Origin of the sequence: Sphingobacterium puteale (assembly GCF_003627955.1) — a bacterium.
In the GTDB taxonomy this organism is placed as follows: Bacteria; Bacteroidota; Bacteroidia; order Sphingobacteriales; family Sphingobacteriaceae; genus Sphingobacterium; species Sphingobacterium puteale.
In genome coordinates this window covers 369249-386181 of record NZ_RBWS01000005.1, presented here as the reverse complement: position 1 = coordinate 386181, position 16933 = coordinate 369249, and the positions used below count along the sequence as shown (strand labels likewise).

The 16933-nt window shown below is 34.1% G+C and carries 12 protein-coding genes; 9 read left to right on the top strand and 3 right to left on the bottom strand.

What is annotated here, in order from left to right:
- Window position 1: 1 nt before the first annotated feature.
- The 9 genes from D7322_RS07115 (at window position 2) to D7322_RS07075 (ending at window position 12293) form a co-directional block, all read left to right on the top strand.
- Complete coding sequence (locus D7322_RS07115; protein ID WP_121122669.1) at window positions 2–1189, top strand: glycosyltransferase family protein; 1188 nt, start codon at window positions 2–4, stop codon at window positions 1187–1189.
- Complete coding sequence (locus D7322_RS07110) at window positions 1186–1917, top strand: polysaccharide deacetylase family protein (protein WP_121122667.1); 732 nt, start codon at window positions 1186–1188, stop codon at window positions 1915–1917. Before D7322_RS07115 ends, D7322_RS07110 begins: the two co-directional genes overlap by 4 nt.
- Window positions 1889–2644: a radical SAM/SPASM domain-containing protein gene (locus tag D7322_RS07105; protein ID WP_121122665.1), complete on the top strand. Its 756-nt coding sequence runs from the start codon at window positions 1889–1891 to the stop codon at window positions 2642–2644. The genes D7322_RS07110 and D7322_RS07105 overlap by 29 nt, the downstream gene beginning before the upstream one ends.
- Before the next feature lie 26 nt (window positions 2645–2670).
- Window positions 2671–3567, top strand: coding sequence for a class I SAM-dependent methyltransferase (locus D7322_RS07100; protein ID WP_121122663.1), 897 nt, complete (start codon window positions 2671–2673; stop codon window positions 3565–3567).
- A gap of 13 nt (window positions 3568–3580) precedes the next feature.
- Window positions 3581–4588: a helix-turn-helix transcriptional regulator gene (locus tag D7322_RS07095; protein WP_121122661.1), complete on the top strand. Its 1008-nt coding sequence runs from the start codon at window positions 3581–3583 to the stop codon at window positions 4586–4588.
- A 12-nt stretch (window positions 4589–4600) separates the two neighbouring features.
- Window positions 4601–5032, top strand: a complete 432-nt coding sequence (locus D7322_RS07090; RefSeq protein WP_147430313.1) for a hypothetical protein — start codon at window positions 4601–4603, stop codon at window positions 5030–5032.
- A 97-nt stretch (window positions 5033–5129) separates the two neighbouring features.
- A complete protein-coding gene (locus D7322_RS07085; protein ID WP_121122657.1) occupies window positions 5130–9014 on the top strand; it encodes a sacsin N-terminal ATP-binding-like domain-containing protein in 3885 nt (1294 codons plus the stop codon).
- A gap of 41 nt (window positions 9015–9055) precedes the next feature.
- On the top strand, window positions 9056–11335 hold the full coding sequence (locus tag D7322_RS07080) for an ATP-binding cassette domain-containing protein (protein WP_121122655.1): 2280 nt from the start codon (window positions 9056–9058) through the stop codon (window positions 11333–11335).
- 178 nt (window positions 11336–11513) lie between these two features.
- Window positions 11514–12293, top strand: a complete 780-nt coding sequence (locus D7322_RS07075; protein ID WP_183078630.1) for an HNH endonuclease family protein — start codon at window positions 11514–11516, stop codon at window positions 12291–12293.
- A gap of 101 nt (window positions 12294–12394) precedes the next feature.
- Here the strand turns inward: D7322_RS07075 and D7322_RS07070 are convergent, their stop codons facing one another.
- The 3 genes from D7322_RS07070 to D7322_RS07060 form a co-directional block, all read right to left on the bottom strand.
- Window positions 12395–13903 (bottom strand): Eco57I restriction-modification methylase domain-containing protein, encoded by a 1509-nt coding sequence (locus D7322_RS07070; protein WP_121122651.1) that lies wholly within the window; start codon window positions 13901–13903, stop codon window positions 12395–12397.
- Window positions 13903–14817, bottom strand: coding sequence for a hypothetical protein (locus tag D7322_RS07065; RefSeq protein WP_121122649.1), 915 nt, complete (start codon window positions 14815–14817; stop codon window positions 13903–13905). Before D7322_RS07065 ends, D7322_RS07070 begins: the two co-directional genes overlap by 1 nt.
- Window positions 14818–15182: 365 nt before the next feature.
- Window positions 15183–16931 (bottom strand): UvrD-helicase domain-containing protein, encoded by a 1749-nt coding sequence (locus tag D7322_RS07060; protein WP_121122647.1) that lies wholly within the window; start codon window positions 16929–16931, stop codon window positions 15183–15185.
- Window positions 16932–16933: the final 2 nt, after the last annotated feature.

Genomic DNA, 16933 nt, shown 5'->3' with positions numbered 1-16933 from the left:
TATGATACTACCTGAGGATAAAAAAACGCTACTGATTCATTGTCAGTACGTTTATGGATTGGGACACTATGTTAGAATGATGGAATTAGCGAAAGGGCTTACTGGCAGCTTCAACGTATATTTTGTCAACGGTGGAGAGCCCGTTCTCAACTTCGATATTCCAGAAGAGTTAAATTTAATTCAGATTCCAGCCATATATAAACAAGAAGAAACCGGGATATTGCTGCCTGTAGATAAGCATATTTCGTTAGATGTATGCTTTGCTGCACGGCAGAACTTAATAGCAGATCTAATTGAAAAAATAAATGTGGATATCGTCATCACGGAGCATTTTCCATTTGGGTTACTGTTTGAAAGTGAAGTAAGGAAATTAATTGAATATGTTAAGCATAAAAATTACAATGCGAGGATAATCTGTAGTGTTCGAGAAATAATAGATTCGAACAAGGGGAGTAAAAGGGACGATTATATATGTGAGATTCTCAATCAACTGTACGATCTTGTTCTTGTTCATGGGGACAGACAACATATACAGTTGTCAGATTCTTTTCCTTTGATAGACCGAATTAAAGTTCCGATTATACATACTGGCTATATTGTTTCAAAAGAGATTGAATGTAAGCAATCACAACAGCCTAACACGATTTTAGCTTCTATTGCCGGTGGGCGTTTAGGTGATGAACTTTTAGAGGCATTAATAGATTGCCACCTGTCATTGTCCAAAAAATTAGATCATAAAATGATCTTGTTCTCCGGTGCATTTCAATCTGATTTTCAGAAGCAGCAAACTAAGGTGTCAGCACTACTTTCAGATAAGATCGAATTAAAAGAATTTAATAGAACAGAATATTTGTCAGAAATGGGATCTGCGAAGATGATTATTTCTTTGGGGGGCTATAATTCGATGATAGAGTCCCTTTCGATAGGAAAATCATTGCTAGTTTACAATCGGACTTTTATTGGTAATAATGTTGAACAAGATCTACGAATAGGATATTTTAAACGTAAAGGTTGTCTTGAGGTTTTGAATTTTGACGAACTTAAAAGTTCTGTACTGATCGAGAAAATTATTTCTCAGTTTAATAGACCAACTTTATCACGTTTAACAATCGATATAAACGGTGTAAGTTGTTCCGAGAAAAAGATTTTGGAACTGGTAAATAGTAAATCTAATGAGTATCTCCAATGAGTACAGGAATCAGTATTTTATTATATCATCAAATCGGTGAAGAACCAGGGAAACATACAAATCTGGATTGTTTTTGTAGCGTAGAGGAATTCAGGCTACAGATGGAATATCTTAGAGATTCAAAGAAACAGGTCGTATCACTAGCCGGAGCTATTCAACGGATGGCAAGTAATCGTGAGATTAAAAATGAGTTGGTTGTTTTGACATTTGATGACGGATGTGAGCGATTCTACGATCTTACTTTCCCCATATTGAACCAGTTTGGTTTTTTATGTACGATCTATCCTGTTGCCGGGTGTTTAGGAAAGCCTGCATCCTGGGGAAAGATCCAAAATCCGGATCTTAAAATTTTATCCAGTAAAAAGATACGGGAACTAAGCGACATGGGGGTAGAAATTGGCGCTCATACGATGAATCATTATAAATTGACCGAATTGAGAAATGAAGTAGCTTATCAAGAAATATACGAAAGTAAAGATCTGTTACAGGAAATTACTGGTCGTGAAGTGAATTCTTTTTCTTATCCACATGGAGCTTATAATCCAACGATAATAAAAATGGTCGAGGAAATGGAATTTACAAATGCAGTAAGCTGTATTGAGGGGAATGCCGAAAATTGCAGGTCAATATTTGAACTCCCCCGAAAGTATATCACCTATTTTGATGGAATAGAAGTTTTTAAAGATAAAATTAAAAATAATGGAAGTAAGGCCATATCCACTTTTTGATAAGATATCGATTGAGTGTAATTCATTTTGCAATAGGACATGTTCTTTTTGCACCCGTACAAGCGACAATAGGATAAAAGAGCGAATGCCAGAGGAGCTGGTTTATAAAGTACTGGATGAACTGGCGGATATAAATTATTCAGGTTTGATTGCCTTTCATTTTTATAATGAGGTGTTTACTGATAAGAGGATATTTTCCTTTTTTCAACGTTGTAAGGATTTGGGACTCAGTAATTATCTTGTCACTAATGGCGATTTCCTGACGAGAGATATTGTCGAAAAATTGAGCACTTACAATATTAAAGAATTTGCATTATCTGTATACGATTGGGCCTCGGAAGAAGACTTTCAGCTCAAAGTTGCGGAGTTTGAGCAGGCTCTAGGTTTGAGAAGATATCCATGGGATTTTTATGTTGTCAAAGGTGGAGGTGAAGATTTTTCCAATAGGGCTGGCTATGTAGATTTTAAGCAAGAGGAATACAGTTTTCCGATAAAGGCTGCATGTTCGAAAATTGAGAATAAATTGGATATCAGGTTCGATGGAACTGTTGTTATGTGTTGCATTGATTATTATGGTGTACATAGTATTGGCCGAATTCAAGATGAGCATATAATTGATATATGGTATGGCGAAAAACGCCAGAAGCAGATCAATGATCTAAGACAGGGCTTGCGGGAAAATTACCAACTGTGCTCTAAATGCTCGGATTATATTGTAAATATTTAGAGAAAAGATTATAGCAGGTATCTTTTATGAAATTATTTAGGGGATTAAGTACTTTACTGAAAGGAATTAAAAATGTGCCGCAATTTATTTCTTTGTTTCATGAGCAGAAGGTGACTCTGTCGCGAATTGACACCCAATTGGGAGATGTTGCGGATCTGTTGAAAGCGATGCAAAACAAATTGGCTGATACTGATTTAATTGTGGACAGAACAGAAGGGGGGATGAAAGACCCAAACTGGATTTCACCAATGGAAAAAAAGATTAGTCTTGCTATGGAAAATTATTTTCAGCAGGTAGAATGTCTACTTTCCATTTACAGAGCATTGCCCAATCTTAGGTATCTGCCTAGCACAAGAGGTTGGGCGGGATCTCCAGATTTTTTATCAAAACTTGTTGAAATAGTACTAAAAAAGAAACCACAATTTGTTTTTGAGCTGAGCAGCGGGGTTTCCTCCATTGTATTGGGAACAGGTCTACAGGCCAATCAAGTGGGCAATTTATTGTCTATTGATCACGAAGAGGTCTATGCCAATATTACAAGAGACAATATTAGATTGGATGGAATTGAGCAAAACTGTAAGGTGGAGGTTTGCCCTCTCGTCGATATAGAAGTTGAAGGCATCATTCATAAATGGTATGATTTACAAACCACACAGATAAAAGAAAGGATTGATCTTTTGGTTATAGACGGTCCTCCGGGATCAACACAGTCTTTGGCTCGATATCCTGCAGTGCCCTTGCTTTATAGTTTTTTCTCGGATTATACGGTTATACTTATGGATGACGCCAATAGAAGAGATGAACAGGTTATTGCAGAACGTTGGATAAAGTTTTTACATACAAAAAACTTTGAAGTCCAGCGAACAGATTTTCCCAATTTTGAAAAAGGGCTCGTCATGTTTGAGGTACGTAGGATAGTATAAAAAATATAAAGATATGGCCACTAATAAACACGCTTTAATACGTTACAAACTATTGGATAAGTGTTTCTCCAATAAATGGAAAAAATACTTTATTGATGATCTGATCGAATACTGTACGGCAGAACTTACGGCATATGTGGGTGCGAAAACCAAAGTATCGCGGCGTCAGCTTTTGGATGATATTACATTTATGCGCAGCGAAGGTGGATATCAGGCGCCTATACTTTCCGTCAGAGAGGGGAAACGTGTCTATTATTGCTATGATCCTCCAGAGTTTTCGATATTGAAGCAACCGCTCAATGCCAGCGAACAGGAACAAATAAAGCAAGTCTTAGAAACTCTGGGAAGGATCAGTGGCGTACCCCAGTTGGAATGGCTAAATGCTGTCCAGACCAAACTCAGCTCAGGCCTCAAGCTCGACCGGCAGCAGCGACCTGTTATCTCTTTCGAAGAAAATGAATTCCTTAGGGGATTAGAATATCTTGAACCCCTTTATCAGCATATTATTCATAGACAAATGTTGGCAATTACATACAAGGGTTTTAAACAGACTGATCCTATTGTTTATAGAATTCATCCATATTATCTCAAGCAATATAATAACCGTTGGTTTTTATTTGGATTGAATGAAGATAATGGTCAGATCCAAAACCTCGCGCTTGATCGCATCCAGGCAATTAGACCGCTTGATTTACTTTCTTACAAAAATTCTGATGTGGATTTTGACGATTATTTTTATGATATCTTGGGTGTCACCAACGCTATCGATCGTGAGGTGGAACAAGTGATTCTGAAATTTACTGAAAGTCGGCTGCCTTATGTATTATCAAAACCTATCCATGGATCGCAGCGCTATAAAGATGGATTAATTTACCTGAATCTAAAAATCAATAGAGAGCTTGAAAGCTTAGTCCTGTCATTTGGACGTGATGTTGAAGTGATTGAGCCTGCATCCTTCAGAGATTCAATTGAACAGATTGTTGGAGAATTATTTCAATGTTATTCTTTTTCAAGATCGTGATCAATGACGGATATGAATAAATACCTAGAGAAACTCGTACGGCTTCAATCTGAACACTGGGAGTTGAAGTCTACAATCCGTGAGGGAATGGATGAACTATTACAGGAAGTACATAAAATATATGATCAAAATCAGGAATGCCCCAATGAGGGAATACTATTTATAAAATCTATGAATATTATTGTGTCGAACTATCAGATGCTTTCTAAAATAGATCCCTATTTTATATGTTACGATGATCCTGAGATACTATTTGTAAAAGACGCACTTTTGGCCCTATGTAAAACATGGTTCACTTCGATCGTCGTGTTTAGCGATAGCATCAATTTTGGAGTTCCGGCACCTGAAATCGGAAATGTTTCACAGATTATGGTACAGTTTTTAAAAGATAGCAAAACTGATTTGGATTCTCTAAGTTACAGTGAACATTTGACTCGCATATAAAAGCCAGAACAATACTTCGAAAATGAAAAGAGACAACATGTTGATGTTATCAACGTGTATGTATAACAAAGCTATATTGAATACTTTTTTTTGAAAAATGATGAACGAGAAAGAATTTATTAATAACCTTACCCAGCACAATTCTGATTACAATAATCCAGAATTGGCTATCACAACTTCTAATCTTTGTGATACTATTTCTAGGGATATAAATACTGATAGTCAACGATTTATATATGAGCTGCTCCAGAATGCAGATGATTCGAGCAACGAAAGTGGATCATTGGATGTCCGCATTGACTTTATCAATGAATTTGTTGTTTTCTCCCACAGCGGAGCTGCTTTTACCACGGTCGATATTGAAAGTATATCTAGTGCAGGAGATGGTACCAAAACAGGTGACGATACAAAAACCGGTTTTAAAGGGATCGGTTTTAAGTCTGTTTTTTCGCATTCCAAATTAGTATACATCAAATCAGGAAACTACTGTTTTAAATTTGATAGAAATCACTGGAAAGAGCACTGGAATAACCATTGGGGAGATAAAGCACTATGGCAATCCGAAAGAAGAAGCAAAAACAAAGAAGAGAATATAAAGATGCCATGGCAGATTATTCCTATCTGGAGTGATCTTCCAGAACAGGTTGCTTCATTGGCTGCCTTAAGCCAATATAATGTCTCTACTGTGATCGCCTATGATAAGATTGAAGAATTGAAGTCATCGTTAAACGATTTATTTTCTGATAGCCAGATTGTTCTTTTTCTAAGAAGCCGAAAAGTAAAGATCGCGATATATTCTGATGAACCACTTGTCCTTGAAAAATCAACAGATGAGAATATCACTTCTTTGGTTCGTAATGATATCAAATTAAGTGATTGGTTGATCAAAACCGAAACCTTCCAAATAAATGAAGAAATAAAAGCTGCGATTAGTGCGGATGATAAATCACCCAAAAAACTTAGAGAAGCAAAATTTACCGAAATAGCATTTGCGGTTCAGTTGGAAGAGGGACGATTGCGGGCTGTTGATGTACACAACAGACTTATCTTTACCTATTTACCTACATCTGTCAATTATAATTTACCATTTTTAGTCAACGGAAGCTTTCTGACCGATGCAGGAAGGCAGCAGCTGCATCAAGATGTAGTCTGGAATAATTGGTTATTTAATGAAATTCCACTTCGATATTTTTCATGGGTAGCAGAATTGGCCCATAAAGACAGCGCGTATAGGCAAGATATATTAGCCATAATTCCATCTAGACTTTTCGGTAATCAATTGAGCCGTAGCTTTAATGAGGGGCTGGGCCTTGCCTTATCTACTATTGCCTTTATTCCAAATCATAATGGAGATTTACTCAAGATAGATGAATCAATCTACGATCGGTCGGCGATCACGCAGGTGATTGATGATCAGTTGCTGATTGACTTTATTAACGAAGATAGTAGCAAAGATTTTACCATTTCTTCTTTTATACCACCATTAGAGCCTATAGGTTCACTGATTAGTTTAGGCATCTATACATTCAATGTTGATCAATTACAAAGCTTTATTTCATCTTCTTTTTTTAGGGACAATTTCTCGGTGAGCGATAATTTTGGACTTATTGATTTTTTTTATGAACAACAGAGTGCCGTCGAAAATGAGTACGATAAAAAAGCATTTAATGATAAGCTAAAAAGTATTCCGTTTATTTTTGATGAAAATGAGAAATTGAAGTCTCCTAACGAGATTTATTTTCCAGCAAAAGAATATGCTGCGGAATTTGCAGGTAAAATTAGCGTGGTTCACCATACTGTTATGGCCGATATTAGTAGACGATGGAGCACACAGAGCTGGCTTATCCATCAGATAAATATCAAAGAACCATCTTCATTGGTATTTATTGAAAGAACTATCATAGAGCGGGGAGATGAATTCGTAACGACAGATAATGCAATTGCAATAGGGCGATACATATTTGAGGCTCACCGTAATGGAACTTTGAAAGATCATCATTATAGAGATTTGTATCATTTACCAGTGCTTAGCTCTTCGGGCAAACTATTACCAGCCTCGTCAGCTTATCTTTCAGACATCTACGAGCCGACTCTAAAGATCGAAAGTCTATTTGATAATGATTTTTATATTTCAGGAGACTATATTGATAAAGATATAGATAAAAGAGAATGGGGAAGTTTTTTTATCAAGATTGGTGTCAAAGAGGATGTTGGCGTTGTAGGAACAGTAATTGATTTTAGACGGAATTCGAGTTGGATAAATAGACATGATGCTGCCTTTCTGGAGAAAGTTAAAGAAACAGCAGGTAATATCTATAATAACTCAGGTAAAGGATGGACTTTTGGATCTGGCGAGTATGGTTTTTTCCCCGATAAAACTTATATCTATAGTCTTACCTTTTTGGAGCTTGCTAATTTATACCCTTTCTCTAAATTATTATTTGAAAGGGTATTCTCGGTTTTAAAACCAATAGACTTAAAACCGGATCATAGCCTAAGTGTTAGTGGATCATTTGGCTTTATTAATAAGTCTATTAATCCAGAATCGTTAGAGCGCTTTGGTTGTCCCGCAAATTATACAAAATGGCTGATCGAGAATTCTTCTGTTTTTCCAACAGTAAAACATGAATGTAAAAAAGCTTCAGAAATAATATTAAACAGTGAAGACAATAATCGTGTTGGAAAGGGCTATCTCAATGTCCTAGATTATAGCGGAATATTATCACCGGAATGGAAAGAATTTCTGAATTTTAAGGAGGTTTTAACCATTGATGATTATTTATTTGTGTTGGGCGAAATATGGAAAAAATATGTATCATCTGGGGAGGAAGTAAGTATTGACGATAAAGATCGAATCAATCTGATCTATGAAAAGATGAGTGCCGAGCTATTGCATGAGTCCGAGAAAGAGAAAATTATTCTGTGGAGCAGGGACAATAAGCTTTTGGCCAAGAATGGAACTGATTTTCTTCGGGCCGGCGATTTGGTCATGGTTACCGTTGAGGGATTTAATGCAGAAAATTTGGTCTATTCATCCAGCCAAAAACAGAATATCGTTGAGCTGATGAAGATCTTTGGTGTACAGATTATTAATGCCATTCATTCACAGATACCCTATTCTACCGAAATTTTAGCATTAAAGCGTAAAATCAAGCATATTTCGCCTTTGATCGCTTTAGTTGCAGTTGAGAAGTCCAAAAGCCATAAAGACTGGGAATTAGAATATCAGCGTATAAACAATAAGCTGTCCGAAATAAGGTTTTTTCAAACAGCCGAGATTTATTTGACCTATGGAAATGATACTGACAGGCAAAAAAGAAGCTCGTGGGCCGAGGATGATAGTTTTTATTATGTAGGCGATTGTTTTAGTCCTAGGATACTCGATGGGCTTGTAGGTCCTTTGGGTAAATTTCTAAAAGTTCATTATGCGGAGCGTATCCTAAATGTATTGCTACTGGAGTCTTTTGCTAATGGTCTGGAGTATCTCGAAGAGAAAGGATACGATACATCCATGATTCCCTTTGGGTTATCAAATACCGAAGAACTTGAAATAGGTTATGTAGGAAATAATAATAGGATTTACAATCAGTCCGATGAAGATCTAGGGAAGTTAGGTGAGCTTGCTGTATTCAATAAATTAAAGCAGATCTATTCGGCCAAGTACAGTCAACCTCTGGAGAATACTGACTTTGGTTTTAGAGTTTCGGACTCGGTCGAGGTCTACTGGAGAAATATCGATGGAGCTACTATTGCGAACCATGACTTTAAGATCGTTGAAGACGGCAAAGAGATCTATGTTGATAGCAAAGCTACACCCTATGGGAAAAACATGGAGAAATTAGCTTTATATATATCCGGTAATGAGCTCAATCTAATGGAACAGGCCGAGAAGTACCTTATCGCCCGGGTTTATCATGTGACAACTGATCCTGTTATCGAATTTGTGAAACTTGCGCTAGACAATAGCTTCAGTAGAAATTAAACTTTTAAATTCTTATTAACCATTCATAGTATTATTTAAATATGAGTTTTAAAATAATTGCAATTCGTCCGTTGGACAATTGTGCAGATCACATTCGTAAAAATCTTGCACGAGGAGAATTTTACTTTTTTGACAATACATATAGGCCTAGTATTGACCTAACAGGAATAGAAAAAAAGGAGGAGCAGTCGAGTCTTCCTTCGAATTTCTTTTCTTTACAAAGCAAAAATCCTAATACTTCTTTAGAATCTATCAATATTCATGCAGTTGTTGGTAAGAATGGTTCAGGAAAAAGCTCTTTAATAGAGCTAATGATCAGAGTGTTGAATAACTTTTTTAAAGCTCAAAAGTATATAAAGTTAACTGATCGTCTAAGGTATTCCAAAGGAGTAGCTGCAGAACTTTATTTTTCTATTGGAGAGCATGTTTATAAAATTCGTGTGGATACCTCGGAAGGAGATATCAACGATATTGGAATTAAGGGGGAGATAGCTACGATAACACCCGAGCCAGATAAAATTTCTCAGGAATTGTTCTTTACAATGTATGTTAATTACTCTCTTTATGGGTTAGATTCAGGTGATTTTTGGAAAGAGACTGTTCACGAAAATAAGGACGAGGAGACTGACGACGAATCCTGGTTAGACAAAGTTTTCCATAAGAATGATGGCTATCAGACCCAGTTGGTTATACATCCATGGCGTGATAATGGTCAAATTGATATTCGAAATGAAAAGGAGTTAATGCGACAACGTTTAATAAGCCAGATAATTTTGGATGGTTCGTTTATAGAGTTTACAGAGGGACTTAATGTTCGGTCATTTGTATTGAAGTTTAGTGAGGTAGATTTTTTGACAGAATATTTTAATAAAATATTTGATATAACGGGAAACGATGGATATATCGAAGAAAAATATCCGAAAAAATATATTCTTGAGTATTTAAATGAATTTTTAAGTGATATTAATAAAAGAAATATTGATCTTTTTGAAATAATTCAAAAGTTAATTAATGAAGGTATAGCCAAGAATTTTGCTGATGTTAGATATAACAAAGGGGAATATTTCTCTGATTATGTGTTTTTAGAAAAATTTAAATTTTTAAGTGATAGCCAAATAGAGGAGATAATTTATCTCTTTATGTGCTTTGAGGTTATTGAAGCTGAGGTGGGTAATTTAGAAGACTTCGAGGGAACTACATTTTTACGACAACTTTTCTTTTACGCTATAGTAAAATTACGTAAAACTCTGAGATACCCACGTTATGCGTTTATTAACGCGGAATCTTATTTGTTTCAAGTTTTTAAAAAAGGTCCATTAGAGATTTCCAAAAAAAATATTTCTGATATAATAAAAGATGATAGCCATATATCTATCAAATTACGACAAGCAATAGAAATATTGAAATTGGCAAAAGATACCCCTAATAGCGCCCTTATTCAATTTTATCATGATCATGCTCAGAATCGAAAGCAGAAAGTCGAGGGAATAAGTGCTCTGAGAGAACTCATCAATCAGGCCGTAAAAGAGAGGGGAATAGAACCTATATATTTTGTCCCGCCTCCGGTTTTTAATATTGATATTTTGCTTAGCAAAAAAAATAAAGAAATTAATGGAATAGAATTAGATGGTAATGATATTTCTTGGAAATCAATTAGTTCGGGAGAGTTCCAGAAAATAGGTATTATTAGTTCCTTAGTTTATCATTTGAATAATTTAGATTCTGTCAGGAGTCATAAGGGGGCACAAGAGAATTTCTATAATTACGAAAATGTTAATATTATGCTTGATGAGATAGAACTCTATTTTCATCCTGAATATCAGCGAACGTTTATTTATGACCTGTTATTGAAACTGGAGAAAACAATATTTAAGCAAATAAAAAATATCAACATCACTTTTATCACCCATTCACCCTTTATACTTTCTGATATTCCTTCGCAGAATATTTTAAAGTTGAAGGAAGGCAAAGTGGAAACAGATAATGTATTGAATTCTTTCGCTGCCAATATTCATGATCTTCTGCGAGATGATTTTTTTTTGAAAGGAGGATCCATGGGGGAGTTCGCTTCTAAGAAAATAGATGGGCTTGTCAGATATTTATACTTGAAATCCAAAATTTTAGAATTGGAGAATGATGTAGAAATAGACTTCTATTCCAAGTCAATTAAAGAGGAACTGAAAAAACTGTTAATAGAATGTAAGAGAGAAATACAGGAACTAGAATCAGATAATAACAATAAACATTCAAAACATATTATTTCACTAATCGGTGAACCTATTTTGAAAAGTAAATTGCAAGAATTATATACTAAAATATAAGAAAGATATGTTGTTTATTGAAAATTACCAAGATGCGAAAGATTATCACAATGGATTGTTAAAATGTTGGTTTAACAGTAAATTGTATACCGAGACAGAAAGGAGAAATAATCAATTTCAATGTACAATAAGGAATTGTCCTAGCTGTGTTAAAGATCGAAAGTATTATAGTAAAACTTTGCATGAGGATATTCGACGTTTAATAAAGCAAAATATAGACTGTATTTTAACGGGAGAGGTAGGACAGTTAGTTGAATTTTATGAAACCAACAGTAGCTTGCTTAACGAAAATAGCTTGGAAATCGAGAACTTTTTCGTCAACTCTGCTTATAAAAATTTTTTCCAGACCAACTGCGCCGAGGAATTCTTGAATCTGTTGAATAAAAATACTTGTATTTATTGCAATAGAAACTATACATTGGCTATAGTAAAAGGGAGGACGAGGGCTGAAATAGATCACTGGTTGCCAAAAACGCATTTTCCTATATTTGCTGTTAGTTTTTACAACCTAATTCCGAGTTGTCATTCGTGTAATCACCTAAAGGGAGCTGGTGAAGATGCTGAGTGGTGGGTAAAAAATCACAAAGAAATCGCTAACCCTTATAGTGATAAAGGAACATTTGATTTTAACTATACATTTTCTAAATCAAAAAATGAATTTGAAATAACGTTCGAAAATGTTAGTAATCCCAAGATTAGACGTATGATTAAGGAAAATAGACTTAGGGAAATTTATTCAGCTCATCGCGAATTTGAGCTGCGAGATCTTCATGAATTGAGACTAAAATATCCCGATAATTATTTAAAGGATTTGTTAGCAAAGACTTTTTCAACTTCAATTTCTGAAGAAGAAAAGTATAGATTGATATTTGGCATAGACAAGAACGAGGAGAACTTCCATAAAAGACCATTAAGTAAATTTAAAAATGATATAATAAAAAAGTTGTTGAGCTTATAGAGTCATTGTTAAGAACATCTAGTATAATAAAATATGTTGTCTGAACTCTAAACTCTAAACGAAATAAAAGGGAACGGTATTTGTCCCCTTTTATTTTTCACCTAAACTTTATAAATTTTTTCAATTATACTCTGAATTTCTAACTCGTCACTTTTGTTATAGTTTCCTGTTTCTCTAATTTCATCAATTATACCTTTTGTTTTTTCAGTTATAAATTCTAAAATTGTTTTTTTAGGAGTGATAAAGGGAATTTTTTTGATGTAATTTGCAGGATTATTTGCCGATGGGTTAATGGTTCGTATTAATTTATTGCAAGTTGGTGAATTGAAGAAAGCCAATAAATAGTAAGTCAGATTTTCATCTTTAGGAAAAACTCCAACAATACTTTGATCAAATAATTTATGTTCAATCAATGATGCAGTAATATTCGATGAACTGATCATTGGTACTCCAATTCCAAATCTGAAATAATATTTAGGATTTTGAAATCTTGCTTTTTTGTCTGCCTTATAATGTTGAATAGCTGTATTGCTCCAATTCATAAACCAACTTTCTTGCTTTAGGTATTTGATATTTCCACCTTTTACTATAGGAACGAAATGTTGATCACCTAGAATTCCGTTTAGAATGTTAGAGTTGTTTTTATAATCCCTATTTATTGTCTCGATTTTTACCAATTTATAGTTTTTGCTATTCTTTATTTCTGGACTTATGACCTGTAAAAATTCCTTATCATTACCTGAATAAAATCCTGTAACACAGTCAGCAATATCTCCGATCTTAAATTTTGATTGATTTATTAATTTTAGGATGTTATTGTTCTCTGTGACTAAAAAAGCATGATCAGGATTGTTATAGATATCCTTTTGATTAAATGAGTAAGTTTTTAAAAATTTATTATCAACATTGCTTAATTGGCTAACATCGTCAAAACCACTGATAACAGTGAAGGAATTTTTTAAACATTCCGTATTATTGTTATTCTTTTTTAAAGTAATTATAGAAAGGTTAGCATAACCAAAGTTCACTCCCGGAAAAAATGAGGAGGGAAATAAGACTAAATCCAATATTTGAGTTCGATTCAAAATATGATTTCGCAACTCTTTATGCATATGCAGATTTAAAAATGTATCCGGAATTATAAAAGATAGAACACCACCTTCTTTTAATAGTTCAATACATCTATATAAAAACAATCCGTAGCTTTCTTTTGCATACAGTGAAGGATACATTTTTTTTAGAGTAGTCCTTTTTTCATGCTCTTGCCAAGCACCGTAAGGAGGATTGGCAATGATTTTATCATAAACTCCACCGAAGCGGGATTTCAAATTTAGCTCAGAATCTAATAGCGTATCACATTCCCTGATTTTAACGTTAGGGAATTCAGAAAATTTATTATTAAGGATCTTAACTGAATCCGTATTTAGTTCACAAATATCAATTTGTGCAAATTCATTTTTGTCAAGAATAGATTCAATAAATACCCCATCGCCACCGCAAGGTTCAAATATTTTATCTAGTGGTTGCAACGATAATTGATTTATCATATACTCAACGATAGGCGTAGATTTAGTATAATACGCCTGATATTTTTTTTTCTCACTAACCATTACCAAAGCAAATATTGTAAAAGATTTTTTTCGGTCAGGTGTTGCGTTGTTTCAGCATTGAAATCATTAGCCCAATCAATGTTAGTCTCTGTCCAATTTTTTAAATTATAACCGGAATATTCTTTGATTTTTTCATAGGCTTCATTTCCACTATAAGCCTCCCAAATTCTAGAATTTTTTAACCGATTGAAATAGCTATTATTTTCTTCCGCCCTTACAAAAAGTAAACATTTATAATTATCTTCAAGATTTTGATAGATCGTGGCAACCAATAAAAGCCTATTGGTATTTCCTTTTTCATTTGAGCCAAATCCACTTTTGAAATCGACAACATACTTCTGATTATTATAACTGAAGTGTAGATCTAACTCTAATTGAATTTCGCCGGATGTTACTAAGCTCCAAACTTTATCATAATAAGTTTTAAGCTCTTGTTTTTCTATTTCTGAAATGTTTAGGTTATCAATATATATTATAATTTCATTTGCTAACTTTTTCTTTACTTCAGAAAATAGAGGTGGTATGAATAAAGATATGTCATTTATTGGATAATAAAAACATAGTTTACAAAATGGATCCCAAAGTTCTCCCACTCTTCTCGAAAAGTCCATATATTCATAAGGTCTTACTGAATTACGACTTTCAATCATCACAACAATATTGCAATAAGTTATCATCAGAATTGCTTCTAATTTATCTTGATTTGTCCATTGCTCTTTTTCTGCTTTCTGTAATAAAGTGGTAATCAGATTGTCTTTCGTCTGATTTAATGCGCGGTTGATAGCGCTTGCACGTTTACTAAATTCGGTATCAGAAAATTGAGCTTTTATTTGTGTTAAAAACTCGCTGGATCGATCTCTGAAATATGCAAGTATTTCCTCTTTATTATTCTTTATATCTTTCTCTATATTCATTTCTTGTGTATACCTTTGATATTTTAATTCTTATACTGCTATCTGTTTAATTTCCAATATCTTATTATGGCATAAGATCATAAAAGAAAACTGGATTATTATGGATATTGCGATGAAATTAAACTATTCGTTCGAGCTATAAACAATTAGCCTAGGAATGAAACAAACCACATTATGTAGCCAATATATTATATTGATTCTTCAAACTTAGTGATTTTTTTTCTCTTTCAGGGATTTCTGATTATTGATAAAGGGTATTTACCCAATATTTCAAAACTGTATTTGTTTTAAGCTCATCGGATCAAGTTTGTTGGCCATATCTCTGTATTTAAAGCGACAAGTATACGGATACATTTATGAACGTACTAATCATAGAAATAATTTAGATCTCTTAAATTAGTTGAAACGACCATTTGTTGACGATATCTTATTCTTTTTTCAGAAATTAGGTGTAAGTGCTTCTTTGAACGTGAGCAGATTACATATAGAAGTTTTCTCGAAGCATCTATTGGGTCTAGGTCAGAAGCATGAGGGATATAACCATCTAATAGTCCAAATGCAATCACGGTATGAAATTCTTCTCCTTTGATCCCATGGCAAGTATTTACTACCACTCCGGAAGAATGACTAAATAAACGTTTAAAACTCAAAATATCCTTGGCATAATCAAATTCTGGATTTTCGAGTCGTTTCTTAGAGCTTTCAAAGAAGTATTGCCAATGAAGTTCTAAAGTCGGATGATTTTCGATTTCTATGTTTAAGTGGACTAAAAACGTATTGAAGCAATCTTCAAGATATAATAATCCATCATCTTTATCTGATGAAATCGAATTAATAATTTTTAATAAGGCTTTTGGTTTTTTGTTATTGTCTTGTAGGAAGATAACGCCTAAACTTTCTAGTTCATTTATTAGCTCCACAACCCATCGTCCTCGCACAAAGTACATTTTAGGTGAAGGATCAACGAGGAATAATCGAGCTACTTTAAACCAAATATTTTCTTTATTTTTTGCTAATGGAGACAAACCAATAGCATCAAAATTTACTTTTGGTAATAATCCTTTTAATTTTCGTCCCATTGGTATAACTAACCACCATTGAGGAGCTAAAACACAAATCTCACTTTCGGGTACACCATTGTCAAGATTCTGTTGAATGATATCAGCGATATATTTACCTAAGTTATCTTTATCAATATTTTTGTTGAATGTAATCAATCCTCGCTCATGAGCATGTTCACATAACGATTCTATAATAATATCGGAACTTTGATAATGTCTATAGTATTCTATTACCCTTTGTGAGCTTCGGTAATTTCCTGACAATTCATATTCGGAGATTGCAATATGACCAAACTGGTTACTTATTTCTTGCACCGATTTTGCGACACCTCCTAAAGAACCATAAATAGCTTGGTCTTTGTCACCGACCATGAACACCAAAGTTTTGTTATTGGGGACCTTTATTATTTTTGATAGAATAGCATATTGTAATTCCTGTGTATCTTGGTATTCATCTACTGCTATTAAATGAAACATATTATTTAAAGTCTTTCCAATTTTGGGATAGTCAATTAAAACTTTGTACGAATAGTACAGAATTAAATCGAAGTCAATTAACTTCTGATCAGTTAGGGTTTTATGATATTCAGTCAATATATCATGTAATAGTATATTTGGCTCAGCGAACGAACCATCGCAGTTTCTTCTCGTAGTTAATCTCGTCCAATTGTTAAAACCATGCGTTTCCTTTAATGTAGAAATCAATTCTTCGGATTTGTATTCATCAGCAATTACAAATCCGTTTTTTATTTCATTTATATAACCTGCATATGGTCGGAGTATCCATTCCAGACAAAAAGAATGAATTGTTCCTGCCCATAAATTCTTTGGACTTACATCCATTTTTAGTAGCCTTTTTTTTATTTCCTCTGCAGCTCTATTAGTAAAGGTAAGTGCAACTATTATTTTTTTACTCTCCTTGACTTTCTCTAGTTCATATGCAACTTTATGAGCTAATACTCTAGTTTTGCCACTACCCGGACACGCAGTTAATAATATATGACCAGGTGCTAAAACAGCCTCTCTCTGAAGTGGATTTAAACCATCTAACATAT

Excerpts from the sequence above, each read along its gene's own strand:
- D7322_RS07095 (WP_121122661.1), top strand. The coding sequence starts at position 3,581 with ATGGCCACTAATAAACACGCTTTAATACGTTACAAACTATTGGATAAG.
- D7322_RS07110 (WP_121122667.1), top strand. The coding sequence starts at position 1,186 with ATGAGTACAGGAATCAGTATTTTATTATATCATCAAATCGGTGAAGAA.
- D7322_RS07115 (WP_121122669.1), top strand. The coding sequence starts at position 2 with ATGATACTACCTGAGGATAAAAAAACGCTACTGATTCATTGTCAGTAC.
- D7322_RS07090 (WP_147430313.1), top strand. The coding sequence starts at position 4,601 with ATGAATAAATACCTAGAGAAACTCGTACGGCTTCAATCTGAACACTGG.
- D7322_RS07065 (WP_121122649.1), bottom strand. The coding sequence starts at position 14,817 with ATGAATATAGAGAAAGATATAAAGAATAATAAAGAGGAAATACTTGCA.
- D7322_RS07070 (WP_121122651.1), bottom strand. The coding sequence starts at position 13,903 with ATGGTTAGTGAGAAAAAAAAATATCAGGCGTATTATACTAAATCTACG.
- D7322_RS07100 (WP_121122663.1), top strand. The coding sequence starts at position 2,671 with ATGAAATTATTTAGGGGATTAAGTACTTTACTGAAAGGAATTAAAAAT.
- D7322_RS07060 (WP_121122647.1), bottom strand. The coding sequence starts at position 16,931 with ATGTTAGATGGTTTAAATCCACTTCAGAGAGAGGCTGTTTTAGCACCT.
- D7322_RS07080 (WP_121122655.1), top strand. The coding sequence starts at position 9,056 with ATGAGTTTTAAAATAATTGCAATTCGTCCGTTGGACAATTGTGCAGAT.
- D7322_RS07085 (WP_121122657.1), top strand. The coding sequence starts at position 5,130 with ATGATGAACGAGAAAGAATTTATTAATAACCTTACCCAGCACAATTCT.
- D7322_RS07105 (WP_121122665.1), top strand. The coding sequence starts at position 1,889 with ATGGAAGTAAGGCCATATCCACTTTTTGATAAGATATCGATTGAGTGT.